The 24,532-nt window shown below is 36.8% G+C and carries 21 protein-coding genes, 1 rRNA gene and 3 other annotated features; of the genes, 7 read left to right on the top strand and 15 right to left on the bottom strand.

Annotated features, from left to right (window positions below; all coding sequences use genetic code 11):
* The 8 genes from F3D3_RS24480 to F3D3_RS21370 form a co-directional block, all read right to left on the bottom strand.
* Positions 1 to 560, bottom strand: a 16S ribosomal RNA gene (locus F3D3_RS24480); the annotation flags it as partial.
* 688 nt (positions 561 to 1,248) lie between these two features.
* A complete protein-coding gene (locus tag F3D3_RS21340; protein ID WP_069876469.1) occupies positions 1,249 to 2,247 on the bottom strand; it encodes a tetratricopeptide repeat protein in 999 nt (332 codons plus the stop codon).
* A gap of 289 nt (positions 2,248 to 2,536) precedes the next feature.
* A complete protein-coding gene (locus F3D3_RS21345; protein ID WP_069876470.1) occupies positions 2,537 to 3,118 on the bottom strand; it encodes an indolepyruvate oxidoreductase subunit beta in 582 nt (193 codons plus the stop codon).
* 2 nt (positions 3,119 to 3,120) lie between these two features.
* Positions 3,121 to 4,899, bottom strand: coding sequence for an indolepyruvate ferredoxin oxidoreductase subunit alpha (iorA, locus tag F3D3_RS21350; RefSeq protein WP_069876471.1), 1,779 nt, complete (start codon positions 4,897 to 4,899; stop codon positions 3,121 to 3,123).
* Positions 4,900 to 4,930: 31 nt separating this feature from the next.
* Positions 4,931 to 5,842: a bifunctional enoyl-CoA hydratase/phosphate acetyltransferase gene (locus F3D3_RS21355; protein WP_069876472.1), complete on the bottom strand. Its 912-nt coding sequence runs from the start codon at positions 5,840 to 5,842 to the stop codon at positions 4,931 to 4,933.
* Between the two features lie 261 nt (positions 5,843 to 6,103).
* The gene (locus tag F3D3_RS21360; RefSeq protein ID WP_069876473.1) at positions 6,104 to 7,213 is read right to left on the bottom strand and encodes a lipopolysaccharide assembly protein LapB; all 1,110 of its coding nucleotides are present in this window, start codon (positions 7,211 to 7,213) and stop codon (positions 6,104 to 6,106) included.
* 15 nt (positions 7,214 to 7,228) lie between these two features.
* Positions 7,229 to 8,050 (bottom strand): NAD(+)/NADH kinase, encoded by an 822-nt coding sequence (locus F3D3_RS21365; protein ID WP_084389223.1) that lies wholly within the window; start codon positions 8,048 to 8,050, stop codon positions 7,229 to 7,231.
* A 158-nt stretch (positions 8,051 to 8,208) separates the two neighbouring features.
* A complete protein-coding gene (locus F3D3_RS21370) occupies positions 8,209 to 10,017 on the bottom strand; it encodes a B12-binding domain-containing radical SAM protein (RefSeq protein WP_069876475.1) in 1,809 nt (602 codons plus the stop codon).
* 177 nt (positions 10,018 to 10,194) lie between these two features.
* Between F3D3_RS21370 and F3D3_RS21375 the strand changes: the two genes are divergently transcribed.
* From F3D3_RS21375 to ilvA, 5 genes are all read left to right on the top strand, one after another.
* Positions 10,195 to 10,698, top strand: a complete 504-nt coding sequence (locus F3D3_RS21375) for a hypothetical protein (protein WP_069876476.1) — start codon at positions 10,195 to 10,197, stop codon at positions 10,696 to 10,698.
* Between the two features lie 73 nt (positions 10,699 to 10,771).
* Positions 10,772 to 11,242, top strand: a complete 471-nt coding sequence (locus F3D3_RS21380) for a hypothetical protein (RefSeq protein WP_069876477.1) — start codon at positions 10,772 to 10,774, stop codon at positions 11,240 to 11,242.
* Between the two features lie 138 nt (positions 11,243 to 11,380).
* Positions 11,381 to 12,088, top strand: coding sequence for a response regulator transcription factor (locus tag F3D3_RS21385; protein WP_069876478.1), 708 nt, complete (start codon positions 11,381 to 11,383; stop codon positions 12,086 to 12,088).
* Complete coding sequence (locus tag F3D3_RS21390; protein WP_069876479.1) at positions 12,076 to 13,458, top strand: cell wall metabolism sensor histidine kinase WalK; 1,383 nt, start codon at positions 12,076 to 12,078, stop codon at positions 13,456 to 13,458. The genes F3D3_RS21385 and F3D3_RS21390 overlap by 13 nt, the downstream gene beginning before the upstream one ends.
* 49 nt (positions 13,459 to 13,507) lie before the next feature.
* Positions 13,508 to 13,727: a binding site (T-box leader), on the top strand.
* A gap of 47 nt (positions 13,728 to 13,774) precedes the next feature.
* Positions 13,775 to 14,992, top strand: a complete 1,218-nt coding sequence (gene ilvA, locus F3D3_RS21395; protein ID WP_207645406.1) for a threonine ammonia-lyase — start codon at positions 13,775 to 13,777, stop codon at positions 14,990 to 14,992.
* Between the two features lie 72 nt (positions 14,993 to 15,064).
* Here the strand turns inward: ilvA and F3D3_RS21400 are convergent, their stop codons facing one another.
* Genes F3D3_RS21400 through F3D3_RS21420 form a run of 5 tightly spaced genes read right to left on the bottom strand, consistent with a single transcriptional unit; the run spans position 15,065 to position 19,735 of the window.
* Positions 15,065 to 15,364, bottom strand: a complete 300-nt coding sequence (locus F3D3_RS21400) for an MGMT family protein (RefSeq protein ID WP_069876480.1) — start codon at positions 15,362 to 15,364, stop codon at positions 15,065 to 15,067.
* A complete protein-coding gene (gene leuB, locus F3D3_RS21405; protein WP_069876481.1) occupies positions 15,361 to 16,428 on the bottom strand; it encodes a 3-isopropylmalate dehydrogenase in 1,068 nt (355 codons plus the stop codon). Before leuB ends, F3D3_RS21400 begins: the two co-directional genes overlap by 4 nt.
* A gap of 3 nt (positions 16,429 to 16,431) precedes the next feature.
* Positions 16,432 to 16,923, bottom strand: coding sequence for a 3-isopropylmalate dehydratase small subunit (leuD, locus tag F3D3_RS21410; RefSeq protein ID WP_069876482.1), 492 nt, complete (start codon positions 16,921 to 16,923; stop codon positions 16,432 to 16,434).
* Positions 16,924 to 16,925: 2 nt separating this feature from the next.
* Positions 16,926 to 18,197, bottom strand: a complete 1,272-nt coding sequence (leuC, locus tag F3D3_RS21415; RefSeq protein WP_069876483.1) for a 3-isopropylmalate dehydratase large subunit — start codon at positions 18,195 to 18,197, stop codon at positions 16,926 to 16,928.
* A 14-nt stretch (positions 18,198 to 18,211) separates the two neighbouring features.
* Positions 18,212 to 19,735, bottom strand: a complete 1,524-nt coding sequence (locus F3D3_RS21420) for a 2-isopropylmalate synthase (RefSeq protein ID WP_139132172.1) — start codon at positions 19,733 to 19,735, stop codon at positions 18,212 to 18,214.
* A 36-nt stretch (positions 19,736 to 19,771) separates the two neighbouring features.
* Positions 19,772 to 19,981: a binding site (T-box leader), on the bottom strand.
* Between the two features lie 178 nt (positions 19,982 to 20,159).
* Here F3D3_RS21420 and F3D3_RS21425 point away from each other — a divergent pair.
* Entirely contained in the window at positions 20,160 to 20,531 is a 372-nt protein-coding gene (locus tag F3D3_RS21425; RefSeq protein ID WP_069876485.1) for a response regulator, read from the top strand.
* Positions 20,532 to 20,597: 66 nt separating this feature from the next.
* Here F3D3_RS21425 and argS read toward each other — a convergent pair whose 3' ends face one another.
* Positions 20,598 to 22,304 (bottom strand): arginine--tRNA ligase, encoded by a 1,707-nt coding sequence (gene argS / locus F3D3_RS21430; RefSeq protein ID WP_069876486.1) that lies wholly within the window; start codon positions 22,302 to 22,304, stop codon positions 20,598 to 20,600.
* Between the two features lie 59 nt (positions 22,305 to 22,363).
* Positions 22,364 to 22,568 (bottom strand) — a binding site (T-box leader).
* Between the two features lie 154 nt (positions 22,569 to 22,722).
* On the opposite strand from argS, the gene F3D3_RS21435 reads away from it, so the two are divergent.
* Positions 22,723 to 23,541 carry a rhomboid family intramembrane serine protease gene (locus F3D3_RS21435; RefSeq protein WP_069876487.1) on the top strand — a complete coding sequence of 273 codons (819 nt, stop codon included), beginning with the start codon at positions 22,723 to 22,725 and terminating at the stop codon, positions 23,539 to 23,541.
* Between the two features lie 8 nt (positions 23,542 to 23,549).
* On the opposite strand, the gene F3D3_RS23565 is transcribed toward F3D3_RS21435, so the two are convergent.
* Positions 23,550 to 24,527, bottom strand: coding sequence for a GNAT family N-acetyltransferase (locus tag F3D3_RS23565; protein WP_084389225.1), 978 nt, complete (start codon positions 24,525 to 24,527; stop codon positions 23,550 to 23,552).
* Between the last annotated feature and the right edge of the window lie 5 nt (positions 24,528 to 24,532).

The following is a 24,532-nucleotide window of genomic DNA, read 5'->3' on the forward strand; positions in this document are numbered from 1 at the left end:
CGGCAGCGTCATATGTATAGTAGAGACAGACGTATTTCCGCGGCTGCTGGCACGTAGTTAGCCGGGGCTTCCTCCTAGGGTACCGTCATTTTTTTCTTCCCCTAGGACAGAGTTTTACAATCCGAAGACCTTCATCACTCACACGGCGTTGCTGCATCAGGCTTGCGCCCATTGTGCAATATTCCCCACTGCTGCCTCCCGTAGGAGTCTGGACCGTGTCTCAGTTCCAGTGTGGCCGATCACCCTCTCAGGTCGGCTACTGATCGTCGCCTTGGTGAGCCATTACCTCACCAACTAGCTAATCAGACGCGGGTCCATCTCATACCGATAAATCTTTGGCTACTAGATCATGCGATCTCGTAGTCTTATAGGGTATTAATCACCGTTTCCAGTGGCTATCCCTTTGTATGAGGCAGGTTACCCACGCGTTACTCACCCGTCCGCCGCTTTCCTTAAGCTTGCTTTGACCGAAGTCTCCACTCCCCTAATTCTCGCTCGACTTGCATGTGTTAGGCACGCCGCCAGCGTTCATCCTGAGCCAGGATCAAACTCTTAATTATAATCCTTAGCGCTCATAAATGAGCTAACTTCCATTTTCGACCCAAAGGTCTATTTGGCTTTTGTTTTTCCGTTTGTCTCCACTTCCACCTAAGCTTCCATTTTGACTTTATCACTTTGTTTCTATTAAGCAATTTCCTCTGCCAAGATTGCTCTTAGTAGTTTCCATAAGCTCAAAGAATTGCGTGTTTAACTTAATTCAATTGCATCTTTTTAAGCGTCTAGTTCGCTAGGCGAACCTGCGTTCTTATCGTCCGCTTTACGACTGCTAAAAAAGTTTCCGCTTGCGCGGGCACTTGAATTATGTTTTGTTTTAATTCATTTGCGCTATTCAATTTTCAAGGTCCTGTTTGCGTTGTCGCTTTACTGTTAAGTATTGCGGCGACTCATTTATAATATCATCAATGCTTTGCATTGTCAACATCATTTTTAACTTTTATCAAACTTCTTTTAAACAAGAATTTTACATTATGCAGCACTCATGTCTTCATGAAATTTGATGTTTCGTGCGGTCATCGCTGACTGCTTAGTTATAATAACATCATTCATTTTCACCGTCAACCCTTTTTTAAAAAGAAATATTATTCTGAAAATTCAAATGCAAATAGTCCTGTATAATGGATTATACCAATTTACATTTAGAATAAACATTTATTCAAATGCTAAGATTACCTGTTGTCAATACGGTTCTTACTGGTTAATATCATAATACATCTCATAAAAAGTGTATGAATCCTTCTGTCTCTTGTAAAGATCACTTAAGTATTTGTAACTTACCTCAACAAGATCAGTACAGTTAAAAGCAGAAGCTAATCGGATGGATTCATCGAAACATTCAACCGCCTTTGCATTTTCAAACGTCTCGAAATACACAATCCCCATATTTTGATAATTTTTAACAATTGTTTTCCTATGTGTTGTTTTCATTAATTGAGCATTCGACATTTTAAAGCATTCAATCGCATCTTCATATTTTCGACGCGATTTATGAACAATGCCAATCTCTGATAGACAAAGTGATTTATTGATGACATATCTTTGCTGGCTAGATAGATCGTAACTTTGCCTTAAAACGGGTTCTGCTTCATCATATCTATCAAGCAGGTTAAGTGTTGCGCCAAGATTCAGTAGGATAATCGGGCATCCCTGATAATCAAAATGCTCTATTGTTAAACGAGTAGCTTTATAGAAAAACTCATATGCTTCAAGGAGTCTTGACCGTCTCTTCATCACAAGTCCAAGATTGTTTAAAAGGTCAGCTTGTTTGCCCAAAAGATTGTACGCTTTATAAATTTGATATGATCTTTCTAGATAATCTGTGGCCCTTGAAAAGCAATTCATTTCACTATAAACCTTGCCCAGTCCATTAAATATGTCTGCCTTTTTAATCTCAAAAAGATCATTGTTTAACTTATTATAATAGTTAAGTGCACTTTTCAACAAAGTCATAGCCTCATTAAATCTATTGGCACCGATTTCGATATGACCTAAAGCTATTTTACTATTGTATAGGCCTTCGTAATATCCCATGAGTTCTGCAAGTCTCATCGCCTGTTTTGCAATATCTTCTGCCTCTTTGACATCTATATAAAAAAGTTCATCTGCAAGTTGAATCAAAAGGTCTACTTTAATCTTTTGATTTTGCTCATAATGTATTTTCTTTTTAAGGTCAGTTACTTTTTGATTCATATGTATCCCCCCTTGTTCAAATATTCGAATTTGCATTTTTTGAATATTTAATCTTTTGTTACACATTATTTTATACCATCTTTAATTATTTGAGGAGGTAAATATATTAACTGTATACGAGTTAGTAAAATAGTCCTATTAATTTGAATTTTTTTTGCTTCATTCATGACTTCACTGAAACTTTCCAGAGGTTAAACATCCGCATGCACGTCTTTTGCTTTAAGTAATAAATCCCCCGTAATTGTTCAAAACTTACGGGGGATTGCCTAAATTATGAGTTTATTTACTTTTACTTCACTTGATCCATACCTAATTTAAAGGCTTTTAGATTAATATCCACAAATTTTTCTTTTACATTTTCTTTAATAACCTCTTCCCAATTAATACTGTTATCAAGGCCCAATGCTTTTACCAACGCACCAACGATTATAACATTCATAGTTTTAATGTTTCCCATTTGATTTGCTAGCTCAGATGCCTTAAATACAGTTGTATGAATTTTTTGACTAATATCTTCAATAACACCCACTGGATATGTTGCTGCTCCCGATAAAATTGGTGCTGAAGGTATTTCGTAATCATTTATCACAACTTGACCTTCTGGTTTAATATAATCAAGCCATTTAGACGTTTCCATCGTTTCAAACGATACGAGAATATCGGCTTGACCTTTGCCAATAATCGGAGAGTATACTTTTTCGCCAAATCTAACTTGGGTGGTTACACTTCCGCCTCTTTGAGCCATACCATGTACTTCACTCATTTTCACGTCATAACCAGCCTTAATTAACCCGATTGCCAAAATCTTGGATGCTAGAATGATCCCTTGCCCCCCTACACCACATAATAATATATTTTTAACTTCTGTCATGATTATTCACCAACCCTTTCAATTGCATCAAACGGACAGGCTTGTAAACAAACTTCACAGCCTACACACATAAACTTGTCAATTTTAGCTTTCTTAGTCGTGGCATCAAAGCTAATCGCAGGACAGCCTGTTTTGGTACAAATTCTACAGCCTTTACACTTGTCTTCAACCACATGACATAATTTCTTTTTAAGATCAAATTCTTTTTTATCTTCTGGAGAAAAATGCTTAAGAACACACGGCCATCTTGTTATAATCACAGAAGGTCCCTCAAAAGCAAATGCATCTTCAATCGCTTTATCCATTTCATCCAGTTTAAGAGGGTTTACTGTAACGACGTGTTTAATGCCAATTGCTTTAACCAAATCTGGGATATTGATTACATTTGTTGAATCGCCCTGCAAGGTATAACCACTACCTGGATTTTCTTGATGTCCTGTCATCCCCGTAATTCTATTGTCTAAGATGACACTGACTGTATTCCCTTGATTATAGGCCACCGTAATCAAAGAATTTACACCTGTATGAAAAAATGTTGAATCGCCAATAACAGCAACTACTTTTTTATCGACATTGTTTTTCTTAAAAGCTTGAGCAGCGCCATGCCCCATAGAAATAGACGCACCCATACAAATTACAGAATCTGTTGCATTTAACGGTTCTGCTGAGCCAAGTGTATAACAGCCAATGTCCCCTGTGATAACGACATTTTTCTTCTTGCTTAACGTGTAGAAAAAACCTCTATGAGGACAACCTGCGCAAAGCGTCGGCGGTCTACCTACGATCAAATCTGGGTTTGCATGAATGGTCTCACGTTCTTTTCCAAGCAATGCTTTAGCAACGATATCTGGGTTTAACTCGCCAACACGCGGAATTAAATCTTTTCCAATACACGCTATGCCCGCTACTTTCATTTGTTCTTCAATAAAAGGTTCTAATTCTTCAATAACATATAGGATTTCAACTTCATTAGCAAATTCACGAATTTTAGCCATTGGCAATGGGAAGGTAAAACCTAATTTTAAATAAGAAGCACTTTCACCAAACACTTCTTTGGCATACGTATATGCCACCCCAGAAGTAATGATCCCAATTTTCTTATCGCCCCATTCAATTCTATTAAGTGGTGTCTCGTTAGAGTATTTTTCTAATTCAACAAGTTTAGCTTCCACAATAGGATGCAACATTTTTGCATTTGCTGGCGCTGAAATAAACTTGGTCGGTTTTTTCACATAAGGAATAATCGGAACATCTTTTCGCTCTTCAAAGGTTACTAAGCCCTTAGAGTGACAAATTCTTGTTGTCATTCTATATAGAACTGGCACATCAAATTTTTCAGAAATATCAAATGCAACTTTAATATAATCTTTTGATTCCTGTGAATCACTAGGTTCAACACATGCAATTTTTGCAAACTTTGCATAGTATCGATTATCTTGCTCATTTTGTGAGGAATGACAGCCAGGATCATCTGCTGAAACCAATACAAGACCGCCAGTAATACCCGTATAACCAATTGTAAATAACGGATCTGCAGCTACATTAACGCCTACATGTTTCATTGCAGCCAAAGTTCTTGCACCAGCCATAGATGCTCCAATGACCGTTTCAAGTGCTACTTTTTCATTCGTCGCCCACTCCGCTATCAAATCATCTTTATACTGAGCCATGTTCTCTAATATTTCAGTACTCGGTGTACCAGGATATGCACTTGCAAAAGTGACGCCGGCTTCATATGCACCGCGCGCTACAGCTTCATTCCCTGTCATTAAATGCTTCATAAATACGCTCCTTATCTCAACAATTGCTCGTTTAACCTTTATATGACGCAATTACACTGCCAAGTGCAATTGAATTTAACTTCGCTTCATAGCTATCTGCTCTTGATACCAAAACCACTGGCACTCTAGCGCCCATGATAATCCCCGCAGAATCTGCTCCCGCTAGGTAGGTTAGAGTTTTGCCAATGCCATTTCCAACTTCAATTGTTGGGACAAGCAACACATCAACATCGCCAGCAATTTCACTTTTAAAGTTTTTTGTTACAGCTGCCTCTTTAGAAACCGCTAGATCAAGTGCAAGTGGACCTTCTACGATAACATTACTTCCAAAATGTCCTGTTTGAGAAAGTTCTTGTAGCTTTCGAGCATCAACTGTGGCAAGCATCTTTTCGTTTACCTTTTCCTTTGCTGCAATACCTGCTACTTTAACCGTTTCTATACCCATTGCTTTACAAACAGTCACTGCATTTTCTGTAATTTGAACCTTCTCTTCATAAGAAGGTTCAATATTCATGCCACCATCGGTTAAAAATAATAATTTATGATAATGTGGCACTTCATAAATCATCACATGACTCAATAGACTATCTGTTCTAAGTCCGATCTCTTTGTCAAGGACTGCTTTTAATAAAATTGCAGTATCAATTAAGCCCTTCATCAAAAAGTCGCCTTTTCCATCGGATACCAGTTTCACAGCAACTTGAGCAGCTTCTTTTAAATCTTCTACTTGAATGATTTCATAACTTGATACATCCAATTGATGTGCCTTGGCAATTTTTCTTATTTCTTCTTCATTACCTACTAAAATAGGGGTAATGATGGATTCTTCGGCAGCTTTACAGACCGCGCTTAAGACATCTTCATCTTGAGCTGCTGCAACTACTAGCCTCATGGTCTTACCTTGCTTTGCAACCGCCAATAGATCTTTTACACTTTTAATCATATGCATCTCACCTTTATATATTTTTTTTAACGCTTCAACTTTTTTAATAACCTCAACTTCATTCTACTATATTTTTTTGAAGCCTTCAATAGTTTTTGCAAATTCACGGGTTACGAATGTAGCGAAGCGGTCTGAGTATACGCTAAATGATCCTATATACTCAAATCATTCTTTATCTGACAGGCACAATACGAAAAAACTCTGCTGAGCAGACATGTATCTTAGTCTACACAACAGAGTTTTTTAATTATCGTTAGAGTGTCAAAAACCATTTATTGAGTTTATATGAGCATGCCACATTTGAATCACTTCATCTTCTGGATTTTGTTCAAAAGCTTTTTCGAATTGAACTCTTGCCTCGGTCAGGTCTCCTTTGTTCAGTAAAACAATTCCTTTATTACAAATGATCTCTGCATTTAAAGGATCAAGGCGCAATGCCTCTTTATAATATTTAAGAGCTTCATTATAATCCCCTAAGCTTAAAAGACAGATTCCAATTTCATTCATAGTTTGAATATGTCCTGTATTCAAAGTTAAAACTTTAAGAAAATATTGCAATGCAGTCTCATGTTCTTCTTTAAACCGATAAGCCAAACCGATAAAGAAATTCAGATTCCACCATTCACTATGGTCTTCCTCGATACTTTTTAACAGTTCTAAACCTTCGTCGATTCGTCCATTCAAAACGAGTTCATACCCTTCTTCATAAATTGAACGATCACGACATTTTCCAAGGAATGTAACAATTTCTTCTTTGACATCATAGTCGAGCTCAAAGGATAATGCTTTGATCCATAATTTTTCTGCTTGCTTAAAATTTTCTCTATTGTAGAAAAAAATGCCCAATTGGTAATAACCCAAACCAAAAGCGGGTTCAACTTCAATAGTTTTCTTAAAGTATACCGCGGATTGTTCATCATAGGCCGTTTCAGATGTTTCTTGATGTAAATCGTGATAGCAGCGTCCTAAATTATAAAGTGCATCTATGCTATTGGGGTCCATTTTCAAACAAGCGTTCAAATACAAAATCGCTCTATAATAGTCTTTTATAGATGCAAAATTTAAGGCATCGTTCAATATTTTAAGCGGCAACTCTATGTCAATGTCGCTTATGAGCTCAACATAATAGCTTCCATGTTCAAAATCAGGCTCTGCACCCAGCACATAAACTAAACCTTTTATGATTGCAAGCGGCGGAATAACTTCGATATCATTTGCCTTAATGGTTTCAACTAAGTTTTCAATATAGACTGGAATTGGAATTGAAGGATCCAGTTCAATGGTTCTGAGCGCAATCTTCTTATCCTGTTTTATTTCAATAAAGACTACTTCCTCTAAAAATCTTTTTAAATGTGTTTCTATTATATGCATTTTTACCTCACAAAATTATTCTAGTACGCGTCTTATATTTTTATCGATGATTTTTCTCTTAAACAAATCAAAGTAATCAAATTCATCTGATCGAATGACCTTAATATCAAACTCATCTGCAACTTTTACATGAATGTCTTCTATATATTCATTGGATAATTTATTGCCATCACAGGCTACAATGACTTTGCGCTTATGTGCTTTAATGATCTTAATATCAACATAAGTATCGTTGGGAACGATCATCGTCGACTTCATCGGTCTGTTGACGCTATTGTCATTTGGCGTCATGGGCGTTATCTGAAACACGGGAATATCACTGTGCACCACGGCACCACCCGCCCATATGGCATACCCAGTAGCCCCAATTGGCGTAGATATAATGAGACCATCCCCTGTAAAATAATTAAAGGGTCTGCTGTTGAGATAAACCTTAGCTTCCATAAGCTTGGGTTCCACATGCTTAATCAAAATTTCATTAAAAGCATAATCCGTATAAACTTCTCCACTGAGCGTCTTGGTGTTAACCATTAAGAGGGGATAAGTTATAATCCTATAGTTTTTTCGATCTAATACGTCAAATATCTTTTCAAGATGATTTGGCATAATCGTCGTTAAGAATCCCAAAGTACCTGTATCAATCCCGACAAAGGGTGCTTTGAGATCTCGGTATTTTCTAATGGCACTGAGCATAGTCCCATCGCCACCAATGACTAAAATAACATCTGGATTTTCTGTTACGATTGCGCGTCCCTGTGATTCAAGAAGCTTAATCAAATGTTCTTTAACATCCATTGAATCCTTCTTGATATTGTGGTGTATCATAATACGCTTCATGTGTCACCTTCTTTTTTTATTATCAAACTATCGTTAGAGTGCCAAGATCCAGTTTCTTATGAACCTTCTGCCCTATGCTGTATCGCATACTTCCCGTAAACGACATCATATGTTAGAGGGTTGCTCAACTTTTGGATTTTACACTCTAACCCACTATTTCAGATTACCGGAAGCTCAACTTTAAAATATTTTGAGGGTTCGATGGCATGATTGGCCCTCTGATAATCGAATAAAACGACATTGAGTTTAGCCTCTATAAATTCATATTGGCTTTGAATTAAAGCTATTATATCATAATTAAGCGTAATAAATTCTACCGTTTTAAGAATTTGCTTGGATTGCATGCCTACATAAAATGGATTTATAAGTTCTTGATGCTCTAATGCTTTTAAATAATGCAAACGCCTCGTATTGAACTGCGGTATTTCTGACATCACAAAAAAGGGCCTCAGACCTTTCATATGAGCATAGTAATAATCAAATTTAAGCAAATCATTAAACAATGCATGATTTTCATAATTTTCCTGATAGAATTCATATAATATATCGTATAGATTAGCGGTTGAATGCGCTATATACATCAAATCATGCGCTTTAAAGTAATCACATAATTTAAGGAAAAAATCTGACGGTGTCCCTTTTTCAGTCTTAAGAAGATATTGAATTGAGTGCTTGAACTTTCCTGAATTATAGTAGTATTCAAGTACCGTTTCAAGATTTTTAAGTTTGGTAAGGTCTTCAAACCGAATGTATCGATTGTATAACACCTCATAGGGGGTTTGTTTTCTAAATTCATAACCGTGCTTTTCTTGGGTTGCCATGATTGGCGTCCCCTTTAATATTTTTAGAAAGCCAAGCTGAAGTGCATGTGGATTCATCTCAAACACATCATCAAAAGACCTTAAAAACCTTTCATAACCTTCATGCGGCAAACCCGCAATGAGATCTAAGTGTATATGGATATTACCCATTTTAAGCAATCTCATACAATTTATTTTGAGTTTATCAAACGCAATGGGTCTATTGATGGCAATCATGGTTTCTTTATAGGTACTCTGTACACCAATTTCAAATTGAAACAAGCCTTCTCTTGCATTCAAAAGCAACTTAAAGTAGTCTTCATCAAATAACGTAGCGGTCATTTCAAAATGAAAATTTGTGATCCCATTATCATGTTCTATCAAGTATCGCAATATGGAAAGCGCATGTTCTTTATCCACATTAAAAGTTCGATCTACAAATTTAACTTGTGATACTTTTTTTTCAAGAAAAACATTTAAATCGTTAAAAACACGTTCAAGGGAGTAGAAACGAACGCCTTTTTCTGCTGCTGATAAGCAGTAACTACAACTGTAGGGACAACCTCTCGAACTTTCATAATAGAGAATTCTATTTTCAAAGGGTGTAAAGTCATCATAAACAAAGGGAATCTCATCAAGGGGTTCAATCGGGATCCGCTTTGAATTAACTGAAATCAGATCTCCCGCTCGATAGGCAACGCCAGAAACATGTGAGAAATTTGCCGTTAAGGCATTTCTAGGATTACTATTTTTAAATTGCTCATAAATAAGGTCTAATACTTGGGTAATGGTCCGTTCGCCTTCCCCCATTGCAATCATATCTAGGAACGCCTGTTTTTCTAACTTGTCTTTTGCATCATAAGAAACTTCTGGTCCGCCGAAAATGATATAGGAATTGTGATTGAGCTTCCTATAATTAGAGAATAATATAATCAGGGCTTCTATATTCCATATATATGATGAACATACGATTACATCCGCATCTATTTCTATGAGTTCTCTGAGTATGTCATCTTGAGATTGGTTAATGGTATATTCCTTGACAAGGACATCATCATGTAATGCATCATAATGCGTACAATATCGCTTTATATATTTGGATATGGAGTGAATCGCGAGATTGGAATGTATATATTTTGAATTTAATGTCATAAACAGTGTTTTCATTTGACCTCTTCCTTTTAAAATACCTAATTTGTGTGTATCTATGAATTATATACGATATTCACTTTTATTTTAACCCAAAATGATAAAAATCATTTCAAATATTATGAACATTATTTTAAATTATGGTATACTTGTGTTATCAGAACTAGGGGTATTGGCGAAATGAGGAGGTAGACTATGGCAATAATGTCATCCCGACTAATAAGACACGAAATATGCAAAGATGAAATTAAAAATCTTGGCGGGCACGTTATAGATATACAAGGGATTATGTTTTTGGTTAAATTCGATATCAGCGGACACAAAATAACGTATGCCTACCATTTAAATGAAGATAACACTTATTTACTCGAACGTGTTAAACCTTACTTTTTGAGCATAGGTTTCTATAAAGATGAAGAAGATATTGTCGATTGTATCAAAGTAGATATTGATCAATTTAGAAATGCCATGCATTCTTCTAACTTTGAACAGTTTATAGAAATTGATAACCATCTCAGTAAATTAGTCCGCTTATTTGAAGACCTTTATCTCTATTATAATATTAACAAAGATGATCTTTGTAAATTAGATCAATCTGTGGACGTTATTTTGGACAATATAAAAGAGATCATGAAACATTCCGATCGCGTCTATACTAAAAAAGATCCCGATGTCTTATGTGAAGAAATTGAATTCTAAATCTCTACATGATCTTCATAAGTTCTCCATATTTGAGCAGTATGATAGTGACAAATCTAAAGGAGGTTATCTTATGAAATTAAAAACAGTTTTACTAACAGGTTTAATGTTCCTACTAACGGCAGGCATCATCTTTGCTGCAACACCATCAGAGATCATTACCGATTTAACAGGCATGACGGCTGACCAAGTGATTGAATTACACTCTACAGGCATCACTTACGGTCAAATCGCTCAGGACAACGGCGTTTTAGACGCTTATCAAGAAGCAACGCTTGCTGAAAAAATTGCACTCATCAATGAACGTGTTGCTGATGGCACTTATACCAGAGCACAAGCAGATGCTTACATTACTCAATTAACGGATAATCAAGCCAATTGTGATCCTTCAAATCCAGATCGCATCATGAGTGGTACAGGTTTGAGATTCGGAGGCGGTAAAGGTGCAGGGCTTGGCAATGGCGCAAACTGTGCAACTCCTGGAACTGGCGGATACGGAAGAGCTAATGGTATGGGCTTTGGCAGAACACAGACAACAAATTAGCATACTAAAGATGAAACCTTAGGTTTCATCTTTACATAGAAGACTCAGATTACATAGAAGACTCAGATAGCATGTAACGTACTTATGTTTCATGCTATTTTCTTATCAAATGTGATCACAGAACATAGGAGTGGTTTGATGAAAATACTTTTAATTGAAGATGAAAAAGATTTATTAGAAGTCACGCGAGATTATTTATTAAAAGAAGGCTATGAGGTTGTCACAGCAGCCACAGGTATTGAAGCACTCAACAAATTCAGAGCAGAACCTTTTGAATTTGTCGTTATGGATCTTATGTTACCCGATCTGCACGGCGAGGAATTATGTCGTCTCTTCAGAGAAACTTCAGATGTACCAATCATTATGCTCACTGCTAAATCGAGCTTGGAAGATAAAATCAACGGCCTCGCACTTGGCGCTGATGACTATATCACCAAGCCGTTTAGCCTTAGAGAACTTATTATGCGCATCAAATCTATTTCAAAAAGAGTTTATAAGCAGGCTACAAACGAATCGCTCGCCTTCGATCATAATCGCATCATCATTGACAGAAACGCACATGTAGTTCTAAAGAATAATGCAGAGGTCTATCTGACAAAAATTGAATTTGATATTTTAATGGTCTTTGCAGAAAACCCAAATCGTACTTTTACAAGAGAACAACTCATTGAAATTACAATGGGATATGACTATATTGGATACGATCGAACCATTGATACCCATATTAAAAACATCCGCAAAAAAATTGAAGACGATCTTAAGGACCCACGGTATATTAAAACAGTTTATGGTGTCGGCTACAAATTTATCTCGAAAGACTCACGAGGTGACCCATGTCCAAAATAAATTCTAAAAAACATTACCAAAGCTATCTTAGAAATCATTTTCTCATCATTGCCTTTTCGACACTTCTCATTGTAACGATTGTAGGCAATTTATCAGTCAAGTATTTTTTTGGCCATTATTTGAACAAGCAAATTATTGAAAACAACTTACAAATTTCAGACTCTGTCAAAACACTCATTTCTGAAGAGGCACTCAACAATCAAAATATCAGAGCACTCGCCTCTTCAAATAATGTTTATCTCAGACTCTATGATCCTAATAAGAGTGTTCTCATTATGGATACCGAAACCGCAAAGGGCAATGGCATGGGCTACGGCAAAGGCAATGGTATGGCAAGCCTTTCCAAAACCGATGTCTCGCTTTTAGACTTTACCGCTTATGACATAGAAACAGTCGTGGGGCAAGTGGTCTATGTTTTAGAAATAGGACGCCATCCAGATATTGTATCCTCTACACTTGAAGGTCAATTTATCTTTGCACTCAATATGGTTTTCTTTATTACATTACTTGCAACAGCTTTATTTAGCATTTATTATGCCAATTATCAATCCCAAAAAATTACGACGCCAATATCTGCACTTATAGATAACACAAAACAGATAGAACTTGAAAAATACAATAATTTCAAAGCAATTGAGACTGACTTTCTAGAAATCAATGCTTTAAACCATTCGTTAGCAGCGCTTAATGATAAATTAAGCGCTCAAGACACGCTCAGGAAAAGACTTACTACAGATATCGCACACGAACTGAGGAACCCGCTTTCTATTCTCAGAAGTCATATCGAAGCCTTTGTAGATGGCGTTTGGCTTCCTAGTGAAGAGAAACTGCTCAAGTGTAATGATGAAATTTTAAGACTCACACGGCTTATCGATGAACTCAATGAATTATCCGTCGTTGAAAATTCACTTGAACTCAAAAAACAGCCTCACGATCTTGTAGGTACTATCAATAAAGTGATCTCTAGCTTTGAAGTTTTACTTGAAGATCACAATATCATCTTAACCCGCGAATTGCCAAGTCATTTTCAAATTGAATACGATGAAGACCGCATGATACAAGTTTTGGTCAATTTATTATCCAATGCAGTTAAGTACTCTCCCGACGATACCCTTATAAAAATAGGTTTGACAGTTATTGAGAATCAAATGGTTTTTTTTATGTCAGATCAAGGCATCGGTATTTCAAAGGAAGATCTCCCCTATATCTTTGAAAGATTCTATCGCTCAGACAGCTCAAGAAATAGAAAGACTGGTGGGCTCGGTATAGGCCTTGCTGTTACAAAAGCAATCTGTGATGCACATCATTTCAACATCAAAGCAGAGAGTCAACTGGGGAAAGGTTCCGAATTTTATATTTATTTTAGTTGACAGAGGCATTACATTTTGGTAATATAATCAGAAATATAGCATTTTATCTAAAACAGCATTGATGGAGACTTGATCTATTTGATTTTATTACAGAGAAACGGGATTGCTGAGAACCGTTATAAAAACTTTAGAATGCATATCCCTCCTGAGCTTTATATCTGAATTTTAGTAAGGTATAACGATTAGCCTCGTTAAAGGCTTAGGTTTAATAGAACCGAAGAGTGGTGTATGCAATTAAGGTGGTACCGCGAGTCAATCTCGTCCTTATTATAAGGACGGGTTTTTTTTTGTAAAAATTATAGGTGGAGGTAATAAAATGAGCACAGAAAAAGGATTATCCAAATTAATGATCACAGAAGCAATGGCGCGCTTAAAGCCCGTTATAAATGAAACGCGTTTGATTTACAGTGATATTTTTAGTCAAGAATTTTCAAATCAAATCTATATTAAACCTGAAAATCTACAAAAGACGGGGTCTTTTAAAATACGAGGTGCATTTAATATGATTGCACAGCTCGATGACGATAGTCTTAAAAAAGGGGTCGTCGCATCGTCTGCAGGCAATCATGCCCAAGGTGTTGCTCTAGCTGCTCAAACTGCTGGCTGTCAAGCGACTATCGTCATGCCTACAGCGACTCCTTTAATTAAAGTAAATGCTACAAAGGCGTATGGCGCAGAGGTCGTTTTACACGGGGACTGCTACGATGAAGCCTATGATAAAGCTTGTGAAATTCAAAGAGAAATGGGTTATACGTTTATCCATCCCTTTAACGATCACGATGTGATCGCTGGACAAGGCACCATAGGCATTGAAATTTTAAATGAACTACCAGATGCAGATTATGTGCTCGTCCCCGTTGGCGGCGGGGGCTTAATTGCTGGAGTGGCTTATGCTGTTAAATCTATCAATCCAAATTGCAAAGTCTTTGGGGTCGAACCAGAAGGTGCTATGTCTATGAAAGCTTCCCTTGATAAAGGCTCTGTGGTCAAACTTGAAAACATACACACCATTGCTGATGGGGTAGCTGTTAAAGCCGTAGGCAATTTGCCATTTGACATCAGTAATCAATATGTGGATGGCATCATAGCCGTAAATGATTATGACATCATGGAAGCTTTTCTGTTATTGATTGAAAAACACAAAATTGTAGCTGAAAATGCGGGTGCTTTAACCATCGCTGCACTCAAAAATTTTAAAGTTAAAGGCAAAAAAATTGTCTGTATTCTATCTGGCGGGAACATCGATGTGGTCACCGTTTCCGCTATGATCAACAAGGGATTATCCAGCCGTGGTCGCATCTTTTGCTTCTCGGTGGAATTACCAGATACGCCAGGACAACTTCTTAAAATTTCACAAGTGTTATCCGATTTAAAAGCAAATGTCATCAAACTAGATCATAATCAATTTATGAATTTGGACCGCTTTATGCACGTTCAGCTCCAAGTCACAGTGGAAACAAATGGCCATGACCATATTCAGCAAATCTCGGATGAACTCCATAAAATTGGCTACCAAGTCAATCGAGTCTACTAACATTAACCCTACAACAAAAGCGCCTAGACAACTGTTTTGAAAACAGTTATTTAGGCGCCTTTTGCTTCTGTTTTAAACCATATATTTTTTCAGGTCAATGTTCCCTTGAAGGTCAAACTCTATGCCTTCAGCCTCCAGTAACCGTCTTTGTTCCTCATAACCCATTCCAGGCTTTAACGAAATTCTGCCCTGTGCATTTATAACCCTATACCATGGCAAATTATATTTATCACTCATCGTACTGAGGATTCTCGAGACTTGTCTAGCTGCTCTTGGATTCCCAGACAATTCAGCTATTCTGCCATAAGTGGAAATACGCCCCTTTGGAATTCTCGAAATGTTTTCGATGACGGCTTGGGTAAAAGGATTCATAGAGCCTCCGTTATTAAATCTCCTATTTCAGATGTGCTTAAAGCTTTTTGATCGTTACTTGCCAGATCCGCCGTGCGATGGCCTGCATTTAATACTTTCAATACAGCACTTTCGATTTGATCTGCGCAGTCATGCAAGTCAAGGGAATATCTAAACATCATTGCCACAGATAAAACAGTCGCTATTGGATTCGCAATATTCTGACCTGCAATACTTGGGGCCGAACCGTGTATTGGCTCATAAAGGCCTAACTTGCTTTCATTGATCGAAGCACTTGGCAAAAGTCCTATAGAACCCGTAAGAACACTCATTTCATCTGATAAAATATCACCAAAAAGGTTACTTGTCAAGATCACATCAAATTGCATAGGATTGATGATCAGTTGCATTGCTGCATTATCAACATAAAGATGCTCTAGGGTCACTTCTGGAAAATCTTTTGAGATCTCAATAACGGTTCTTCTCCAAAGTCTAGAACTCGAGAGGACATTTGCTTTATCAACACTTGTGACTTTTTTGTTTCGAGTCATGGCCATTTCAAATGCAATTTTAGCAATACGCTTAACTTCTGGGACACTGTAGGCCATCTCATCAGAAGCGCTTTGACCATCTTCACTTTCAACTTGCTTCCCAAAATAGATACCGCCATTCAGCTCTCTTACCACACAAATATCGAGTTCACCATTTATTATGCTCGGTTTAAGGGGTGAATGCGCTTTTAGTGCTTCATACAACTTTGCAGGTCTTATATTAGCAAACAAGCCTAATGTCTTTCTCATTTTCAAGAGCGCTTTTTCTGGACGAAGTTCTGGTGTCATTTGGTCGTACTTCGGATCCCCAACAGAGCCCATCAAAATAGCATCACATGATCCTAATACGTCTAAAGTTTCATCTGTTATAGGCACGCCATAAGTGTCTATTGCATCACCGCCAATTTTTTCATCCACAAATTCAATTTCAAACCCATTAAGCAAGGCCAATTTTTTTATGACCTTAATCCCTTCATCTACAATTTCAGGTCCAATTCCGTCCCCTTTTAAAATGCCAATTTTATACGATTTCATAAATCAGATGGCCTCCTGTTTTAATTTTATTTTGGTTGTATTGATGAGGCCATCATTTTGAATCATATTGAGTAAAAACTCAGGATAAGGCTGAAAACTGTATATTTTTTGATCTCTAACGCGTTTAATCTCACCTTTTTCAACATCAACTATAAGCTCATCCTCAGCTGTCAATTCTTCAGCAGCTGCTTCACATTCTATTATGGTAAGCCCTAGATTTAATGCATTTCTAAAGAAAATCCGAGCAAAGTTTTTTGCAATAACGCATCTGATACCAGAGGCCTTTATCGCGATAACCGCATGTTCTCTAGAGGAGCCACAACCGAAGTTTTCTCCTGCAACGATGACATCACCTTCTACTGCGTTCTCGCAGAAAGTTTGATCTATATCCTCCATGCAATGCTCAGCTAAATGTGCTGGATCTGTTATATTTAAATATCTTGCTGGTATAATGACATCTGTATCTACGTTGTCTCCATATTTGAATATTTTCATGTTTACTCCCCTTTATAAAATAATCTTGGTGATGAAAGTTTGCCTTGTATTGCCGAAACGGTGGCTACTGCTGGACTTGAAAGGTATATTTCAGAACTTTTATGACCCATTCTACCGACAAAATTTCTATTTGTCGTTGCAACAGCTCTTTCATTTTTACCTAAAATCCCCATGTGCCCGCCTAGGCAAGGCCCGCAAGTTGGCGTACTCACAACTGCACCTGCATTGATAAAGATCTCAATATAGCCCGCCTTTAAAGCGTCGAGATAAATCTTTTGTGTAGCTGGAATTATGATCATTCTTACATTGGGATGCACTTTTTGACCTTTTAAGATTTCTGCCGTCACTTTTAGATCGTCAAATCTACCATTTGTACACGAACCCACAATAACTTGATCAATGCTGATTTCAGGAATATCTTTAAAGGTCTTTGTATTCTCCGGAAGATGTGGGAATGCAACTGTAGGTTCAATTTCACTTAGGTTAATCTCAATCACACGTGTATACTCTGCATCAGAATCTGCACTATAAACGATCGCTTCTTTCTTACTATGTGCTTCAATATAGGCTTTTGTCTTTTCATCTACTTCGAATATCCCATTTTTGGCACCTGCTTCGATTGCCATATTGGCGATGGTGAACCGATCATCCATGGTAAGACTATTCAAGCCTTCTCCCGTAAATTCTAAAGATTGATATCTTGCTCCATCTACCCCAATGAGGCCAATCAAATGTAAGATCACATCTTTGCCACTGCTCCAATCCTTAAGTTGACCTGTAAGTACAACTTTAATTGCCGTGGGCACTTTAAACCAACATTTACCCGTAGCCATTCCAACTGCCATGTCAGTACTTCCAATCCCTGTTGAAAAAGCACCTAATGCGCCGTAAGTACAAGTATGCGAATCCGCACCAATAACGACATCACCTGCCACAACCAACCCTTTTTCTGGCAACAAGGCATGTTCAATCCCCATCTGACCAATCTCAAAGTAGTTTTCGATTTGATTTTGCTTTGCAAATTGACGCATCTTTATGGCTAAATTCGCAGTTTCAATATCTTTATTCGGTGTAAAGTGATCTGGAACAAGTGCAATTTTTGAAGTATCAAAAACTTTCTTAACTGCCATTTGATCGTAACTGTCAATCGCCACGGGAGCAGTAATATCGTTGCCAAGCACCATATCTAAATCAACGTGTACAAACTCACCTGCTGTTAAATGCGCCTTTTGGCAATGTGCTGCTAAAATTTTCTGTGTCATGGTCATGCTCATCTTTGTTTTTCCTCCTAGTTTATTTCTATATATGATTTGTTAACAGCTTCTATATAAGCGTTAATACTCGCTTCGATGACATCGGTACTCAGACCTCTACCTCTATAATTTTTATCATCAATCTTAAGGACGACAACCGCTTCTCCAAGGGCATCCTTCCCCTCTGAAACAGCATTGATTTTATAATCAATCAACTTAATCGCTTTGTTTACAGACTTCTCAATAACTTTAAACGAAGCATCCACAGGACCATCTCCCACTGAAGCATCTGTCAATTCAGCGCCATTAATGATCAAAGAAATCGTTGCGGTGGCTGGAATATGCTTTCCAGAATGAATCATGAAAGTTTCTAATTTTACGACTTCTGGTATATGTGTGGTTTCTTTATTTAAAATGGCATCAATATCAGCATCATAGACTTCTTTCTTCTTATCGCATAAGTCAATAAATGCAGCATACGCTGTTTCCAGTTCAGTTGAATCCAGTACATAGCCCAATGCTTTAACACGATCTACAAAGGCATGTCTTCCCGAATGTTTTCCAAGTATGATTTTGCTCATTTCTAAACCGATTGATTCTGGCGTCATGATCTCATAAGTCGTGCGTTCTTGCAACATCCCATGTTGATGAATCCCAGCTTCATGAGCAAATGCATTATCCCCAACGATTGCCTTATTGGGCTGAACTTTAACGCCCGTTATGTTTTGAAGCAATTTACTGGTTTTCATGATCTGTTTCGTATCCACATTTGTATAGCAATTAAAATAATCTTTACGCGTATCAATGGCCATAACAATTTCTTCAAGTGCAGCATTCCCAGCTCTTTCTCCAATACCATTTATGGTACATTCAATTTGAGTTGCCCCCGCTTTGATTGCAGCCAAGGAGTTCGCAACTGCAAAACCTAAATCATTATGACAATGGACGGATATTTCAACATGCTCAATATTGGTGATCTGACTTTTCAAAGTTTTGATGAACGTATAGTACTCATCTGGCGTTGTATAGCCCACTGTATCTGGAATATTAATTGTTTTAGCACCTTCTGCAATAACCGCTGTGAAAATTTCGGTCAAAAATCCAATGTCACTTCTGACAGCATCTTCAGCAGAAAATTCAATATCATCAAAGAATCTTTTGGCATACCGAACACCTTCAACAGCTGATTTCAAAGCTTCATCTTTGGTCATTTTCAATTTATGTTTTAAATGAACATCTGAGGTCGCAATAAACAAATGTATTCTTGGTTTTTTGGCAAACTGTAACGCTTCCCAAGCCCTGTCAATGTCAAGCTTTGTGGTTCTAGCAAGTGATGCAACACTTATATTTCCAACATTTCTAGAAATCTCTCTTATGGCATTAAAGTCTCCTGGTGAAGCAATAGCAAAACCAGCTTCTATAACATCTACGCCTAGTTTTTCTAATTGCTTTGCTATCTTAACTTTTTCAGATAAATTCATTGTAAATCCCGGTGCTTGCTCACCATCCCTCAACGTTGTATCGAATATTTTGATTCTTTTCATTTCCATTTCCTCCATATTTTGATTTTTTGAATTAAAAAAAGACTACGCCCCAAATGGGACGCAGTCTTTGTCTGCGCGGTACCACCCAAATTACATAAACATCGTTTATGTCACTTTGATCTCGTAACGTGAGTAACGTCATATCTTACTTTATTCAGATATGAAACTTAGGAGTGAGAATTAAAATTGCCTTTCCTGATTCACACCACCCATCAGGTCTCTTTAAAAGCCTTTTTTAATATTCTCCGTCATCGTCTGTTTTCTTATATTGAAACCTAATATAACAAGGTTTCATAAGCGTGTCAATACATTTTGTTAAATTTGCGAAATATTTTTATGATTTGCTTGTTTTTTAGAGGAATCGTTTGTTATTTTTTGTTTTTTCGGGTATTATATTGATAGAACAACTTATACATCTACAATGGTAAAAGGAGTGGCTATGAGAATACTTCATTTTGAATACAGTGATTTTTTCAGACGCGTTGTTCACGATCTCGTCTTGAGAAGTGGTCATGCTTATTTTGAAACAAAACAAGGCAGTGAATTATTTAGAATATTAGCTCATGATGAAATTGATGTGATTTTCACAGGAATGGAACTATCCGATATGTCTGGTGAAAATTTGATCAAAGAGCTTAAGAACTCTAAATACAAATCAATACCCATTATCATTTTAACATCATCTGAAGTTGAAAATTTAAATAAGCGTCTCAAGGGATTGGATTTTTATGATTTTATTTTAAAAGAACATTTAAATTTGGATTCTCTTAATACCTTATTGGATCGAATTGAAGACATGATTGAATCCTAAAGTAAGGCCATATATAAAAGCGTGTAATCATTGTATCACACGCTTTTATTGTACTATAATTTTGTTTTACATTTGCTCTGGCGCTTCTAAGCACACAAGATGAAGTGCACTTTCAATTACGATTTTTACAGCTTTAACAATTGCAAGTCTTGCTGTTTTAACATTTTCATCATCCACTAATATTGGATTATCATGATAAAATCTGTTAAAATTCTGAGCGAGTTCAACAACAAATCTCGCTATCGTATGGGGTTCATAGTTTCTGTGCGCAATTACAATACTTTCGTTGTATTTGCTCAATAGACGAACAACCTCTTTAGAAGCTTCATCATCTAATTTTGAAAAATCAATTTTTGAAATCTCAATGGCTTCTGTAGAACCCGCTTTTCTTAAGACACTACATGCTCTTGCATGTGTATATTGAACATATGGACCTGTTTCGCCATCAAAAGATAATGTTTTTTCCAAAGAAAATGAATAGTCTTTTGTTCTACTGGTATACAGTTCTTGAAACACAACTGCACCCACACCAACTTGTCTTGCAACTTCTTCTTTGCCAACAAGATTCGGATTTTTCTCATTGATAATGGATTGAGTTTGTTCAATCGCTTTTTGAAGCACGTCCTCAAGAAAAACAACTTGTCCCTTTCTTGTGGACAATGAGCCCTCTTCAAGAGAAACCATGCCAAACTCAACATGAATACAATCTTTATGCCATGCGTATCCCATGAGTTCAATAATTTTAATCCATTGCTGGAAGTGAAGTTTCTGAGCACTCCCAACTACATAGATATTTTTATCAAAATTGTAATAGTCTTTTCTGAATTTTGCAGCCGCTAAATCACGCGTCATATAGAGCGAAGAACCGTCTTTTTTAGTGATTAAAGCGGGTGGCATCCCATAGGGTTCAAGATCTACAATTTCTGCCCCCTCAGATTTTTGAACAATATGCTTTGTTCGAAGTTCAGTCAAAATCCCAGGCATCTTATCCGAATAAAAACTTTCTCCAGCATAGGAATCAAAAGTTACCCCTAAAAGCCCATATACGCGATCAAATACTTTTAACGACATTTCTTTGAACATCGTCCACAATTCAACCGCCTCTTCATCACTATTTTCTAACTTTGTGAACCAAGCGCGCGCTTCATCATCAAGTTCAGGTTTCTCTTCAGCTTCATTGTGAAATCTAACATAAATCTTTAAAAGTTCATTTATAGGATCTGCTTCAATAACCTCTTTATTGCCCCATAATTTATAAGCCACAATCAATTTCCCGAATTGTGTACCATAATCCCCTAAATGATTAATCGCAACGGTATCATAGCCTAAAAACTTATAAATTCTATTCAGGGATTCCCCTATCATTGTGCTTCTAATATGTCCCATGTGAAAAGGTTTTGCAATATTAACAGATGAATATTCAACAATTACTTTTTTTTGTTCCCCAATAGTGGATTTACCATAATCTGCACCTTGTGTTAATACTTCTGTTAAAATCGTCTTAATGAAATGTTCCTGATTTAAAGTGAAGTTCAAAAAACCCGACACTGCTGTAACATTTTCAAAAATCTCATTTGATGCCAGTGCCAATTTTAAATCCTCTGCAATTTTCACAGGTGCCTTACGATATGCCTGAGCTAATTTAAAACACGGAAAAGCAAAATCACCCATATCCTTATTTTTAGGATGCTCTACTAAATTTAAAATTTCCTCATAACTTAATGCCTCAATATGTTCACTTAACAACTTCGCTATCGCTATTTTATAATCCATAACACCCTCCAAAGATATTTTCTTTCTTTTAAAACTAAAAAACGCCCCTTACATATAATGTAAGAGACGAAAAATCCGCGGTACCACTCTACTTAGAACATAAAAACGTTCTCACTTGATGTCTTTAACGGGACAACCGTTCAGCCTACTGGATTCAACTGAAATCTCATGGGTGCGCTTAGGTTATAATCCTCTACCAATCTTCCATCATCATTGGCTCGCTAAAAGATTTTTATAACTTACTCTCCCAGTCATTGAACTCTTTATTAATTCAGTTATTTTACGTGCTATTGTACCACATTCAGCTTGGTTTTGCAATCTTATATATGATTTTTTATTGTTTACAATTATATGGTTTCATTTTAACATTTCAGTGATTATAATAGAATTATAATCAAATTTTAATAGGAGTAAATAAATGGCTAATCTGAACTATTATATCCAAAAAATCAAAACTGCAACACTCACTGAAATTTTAATTGGGATCAACATCATCATGTTTCTATTGACCACGCTTATAGACTTCACCGGTGGCAACGCCTTTTTAATTCTAGGCGCAAAAATGAATATCCTAATTGCAATGGGACAATTTTGGAGGCTTTTAACAGCAACATTTCTACATGCTGGCATTATGCATCTCGTCTTTAATATGATGGCGCTTTATATCCTCGGGAGAGATATTGAACGTTTTTATGGCCCTAAAAAATACCTTTTTATATACTTTATTTCTGGTCTTGTAGGTTCTGCTTTCAGCTTCTTACTCGTACCGAATACAAGTGTTGGTGCTTCCGGAGCAATCTTTGGTTTGTTCGGTGCAAATCTTTATCTCTATTTTGTCAATCCACAAGCCTATAAACGCATTTTTGGAACGGATTTCCTCATCTTAATCGGAATCAATTTGGTCATCAGCTTTGTAAGACCTAATATTGATGTGGTTGGTCATATTGCTGGGCTTGTTGCAGGTTTTATTGCAGCATTTGGTGTTGGCATTTATCATGAAAAAACTTTTACACCAAAACGTCTACTCCTTCAAGCATTTACCCTTATTTTATTTATAGTACCAACGGTAACCGCCTTTACATCAATACGTTCAACCCCTGACTTTTACCTAACTTCTGCAAGTTATTACTACTATCAAGAAAAAATTGATAAAGCAAAAGAGGCTGTTGAGCAAGGGCTGAAAAAATTCCCAGACGATCCGCAACTCAAGCAAATTCAAATGGAACTCAATCCATGATTTTAAGCTTACTCAAAACCTTTTTGCCAAACAATAAGGTCTCTTTGATCATTATAAATAAGCAGTTGATCATATGCTGTCATTATTTTTTCACAAGTTTTGCCAATCCCAATAATTTTTTTCAGGCTGAATGTACCATCATAAATTTGTCTGCTGCCACATGAAGGGCTTCCATCTTTTAATATAACAGCTCTTTGATTGCTGATTTCAAGTATTTTTAAGGTCTCTTCTGCCCCTTTTTCAAAGGCCAAAGTAACCTCTACACCCTCTTGAGTTATAACTTTGCCGTTTACGATCTCAGCAGGAGCTCTGGGCGTTGGTAAGCCACCCATTTGTTCAGGACAAAATGGCAAAACTTTTATGTGTTTCGCGAGTAATACTAATTTATCCGAAATGTTATGACCGCCTGAATATTTAGCATTTAACCCTAATAGGCAGCTGCTTACCGCAATACCGTTTTCCAGTCTGTATTCGGGAAATGCAAATGGCATATCATCCAAGTTCATTTTAAAATTTACAAAAGACCGGTATTGAGTCTCTATTTTGAATCCATTTCTAAGCAATACCGATTGAGATCGTACATTAGATTTCTTAGTCTGTGCTTTCACAAGATCAATTTCTGGCTGAAAATAGCACCAGAGCAAAATACTTTTGATCAGTTCAGTACCGTAACCCTTGTTTTGATAAGGTTCAATAATGGCATAACTAATTTCGACTTCGCCTTCATCTGGCATACCACTAAAACTAAAATCAGCAATGACATTTCCAGACGACTTTTCACTAACAAGCCATCCTAAATAATGCGGATCACACCCTAGCGAAAGCATGGAGATATAACTATTGATAATCTTGATGAATTCTGGCTCAATAAAACTTTTAGGCAAATCAATATTATGTTCACTAAAATAATGCATGTCTTTTCTAGCAAGGGCATCATAGAACTCAAGAGACATCGGCATCATCATTAAATGTGCTGTTGATATCATAAAAA

The organism is Fusibacter sp. 3D3, from assembly GCF_001748365.1.
Taxonomy (GTDB): domain Bacteria; phylum Bacillota; class Clostridia; order Peptostreptococcales; family Acidaminobacteraceae; genus Fusibacter_A.

Bases quoted from the DNA above. Each gene is read 5' to 3' on its own strand.
- F3D3_RS21345 (WP_069876470.1), bottom strand. From the start codon at position 3,118: ATGACAGAAGTTAAAAATATATTATTATGTGGTGTAGGGGGGCAAGGG.
- F3D3_RS21390 (WP_069876479.1), top strand. From the start codon at position 12,076: ATGTCCAAAATAAATTCTAAAAAACATTACCAAAGCTATCTTAGAAAT.
- F3D3_RS21380 (WP_069876477.1), top strand. From the start codon at position 10,772: ATGAAATTAAAAACAGTTTTACTAACAGGTTTAATGTTCCTACTAACG.
- iorA (WP_069876471.1), bottom strand. From the start codon at position 4,899: ATGAAGCATTTAATGACAGGGAATGAAGCTGTAGCGCGCGGTGCATAT.
- F3D3_RS21375 (WP_069876476.1), top strand. From the start codon at position 10,195: ATGGCAATAATGTCATCCCGACTAATAAGACACGAAATATGCAAAGAT.
- F3D3_RS21420 (WP_139132172.1), bottom strand. From the start codon at position 19,735: ATGGAGGAAATGGAAATGAAAAGAATCAAAATATTCGATACAACGTTG.
- F3D3_RS21355 (WP_069876472.1), bottom strand. From the start codon at position 5,842: ATGATTAAAAGTGTAAAAGATCTATTGGCGGTTGCAAAGCAAGGTAAG.
- ilvA (WP_207645406.1), top strand. From the start codon at position 13,775: ATGAGCACAGAAAAAGGATTATCCAAATTAATGATCACAGAAGCAATG.
- F3D3_RS21360 (WP_069876473.1), bottom strand. From the start codon at position 7,213: ATGCATATAATAGAAACACATTTAAAAAGATTTTTAGAGGAAGTAGTC.
- F3D3_RS21385 (WP_069876478.1), top strand. From the start codon at position 11,381: ATGAAAATACTTTTAATTGAAGATGAAAAAGATTTATTAGAAGTCACG.
- leuC (WP_069876483.1), bottom strand. From the start codon at position 18,197: ATGAGCATGACCATGACACAGAAAATTTTAGCAGCACATTGCCAAAAG.
- F3D3_RS21365 (WP_084389223.1), bottom strand. From the start codon at position 8,050: ATGAAGCGTATTATGATACACCACAATATCAAGAAGGATTCAATGGAT.
- F3D3_RS23565 (WP_084389225.1), bottom strand. From the start codon at position 24,527: ATGATATCAACAGCACATTTAATGATGATGCCGATGTCTCTTGAGTTC.
- F3D3_RS21400 (WP_069876480.1), bottom strand. From the start codon at position 15,364: ATGAATCCTTTTACCCAAGCCGTCATCGAAAACATTTCGAGAATTCCA.
- leuB (WP_069876481.1), bottom strand. From the start codon at position 16,428: ATGAAATCGTATAAAATTGGCATTTTAAAAGGGGACGGAATTGGACCT.
- leuD (WP_069876482.1), bottom strand. From the start codon at position 16,923: ATGAAAATATTCAAATATGGAGACAACGTAGATACAGATGTCATTATA.
- F3D3_RS21340 (WP_069876469.1), bottom strand. From the start codon at position 2,247: ATGAATCAAAAAGTAACTGACCTTAAAAAGAAAATACATTATGAGCAA.
- F3D3_RS21435 (WP_069876487.1), top strand. From the start codon at position 22,723: ATGGCTAATCTGAACTATTATATCCAAAAAATCAAAACTGCAACACTC.
- F3D3_RS21370 (WP_069876475.1), bottom strand. From the start codon at position 10,017: ATGAAAACACTGTTTATGACATTAAATTCAAAATATATACATTCCAAT.
- F3D3_RS21425 (WP_069876485.1), top strand. From the start codon at position 20,160: ATGAGAATACTTCATTTTGAATACAGTGATTTTTTCAGACGCGTTGTT.
- argS (WP_069876486.1), bottom strand. From the start codon at position 22,304: ATGGATTATAAAATAGCGATAGCGAAGTTGTTAAGTGAACATATTGAG.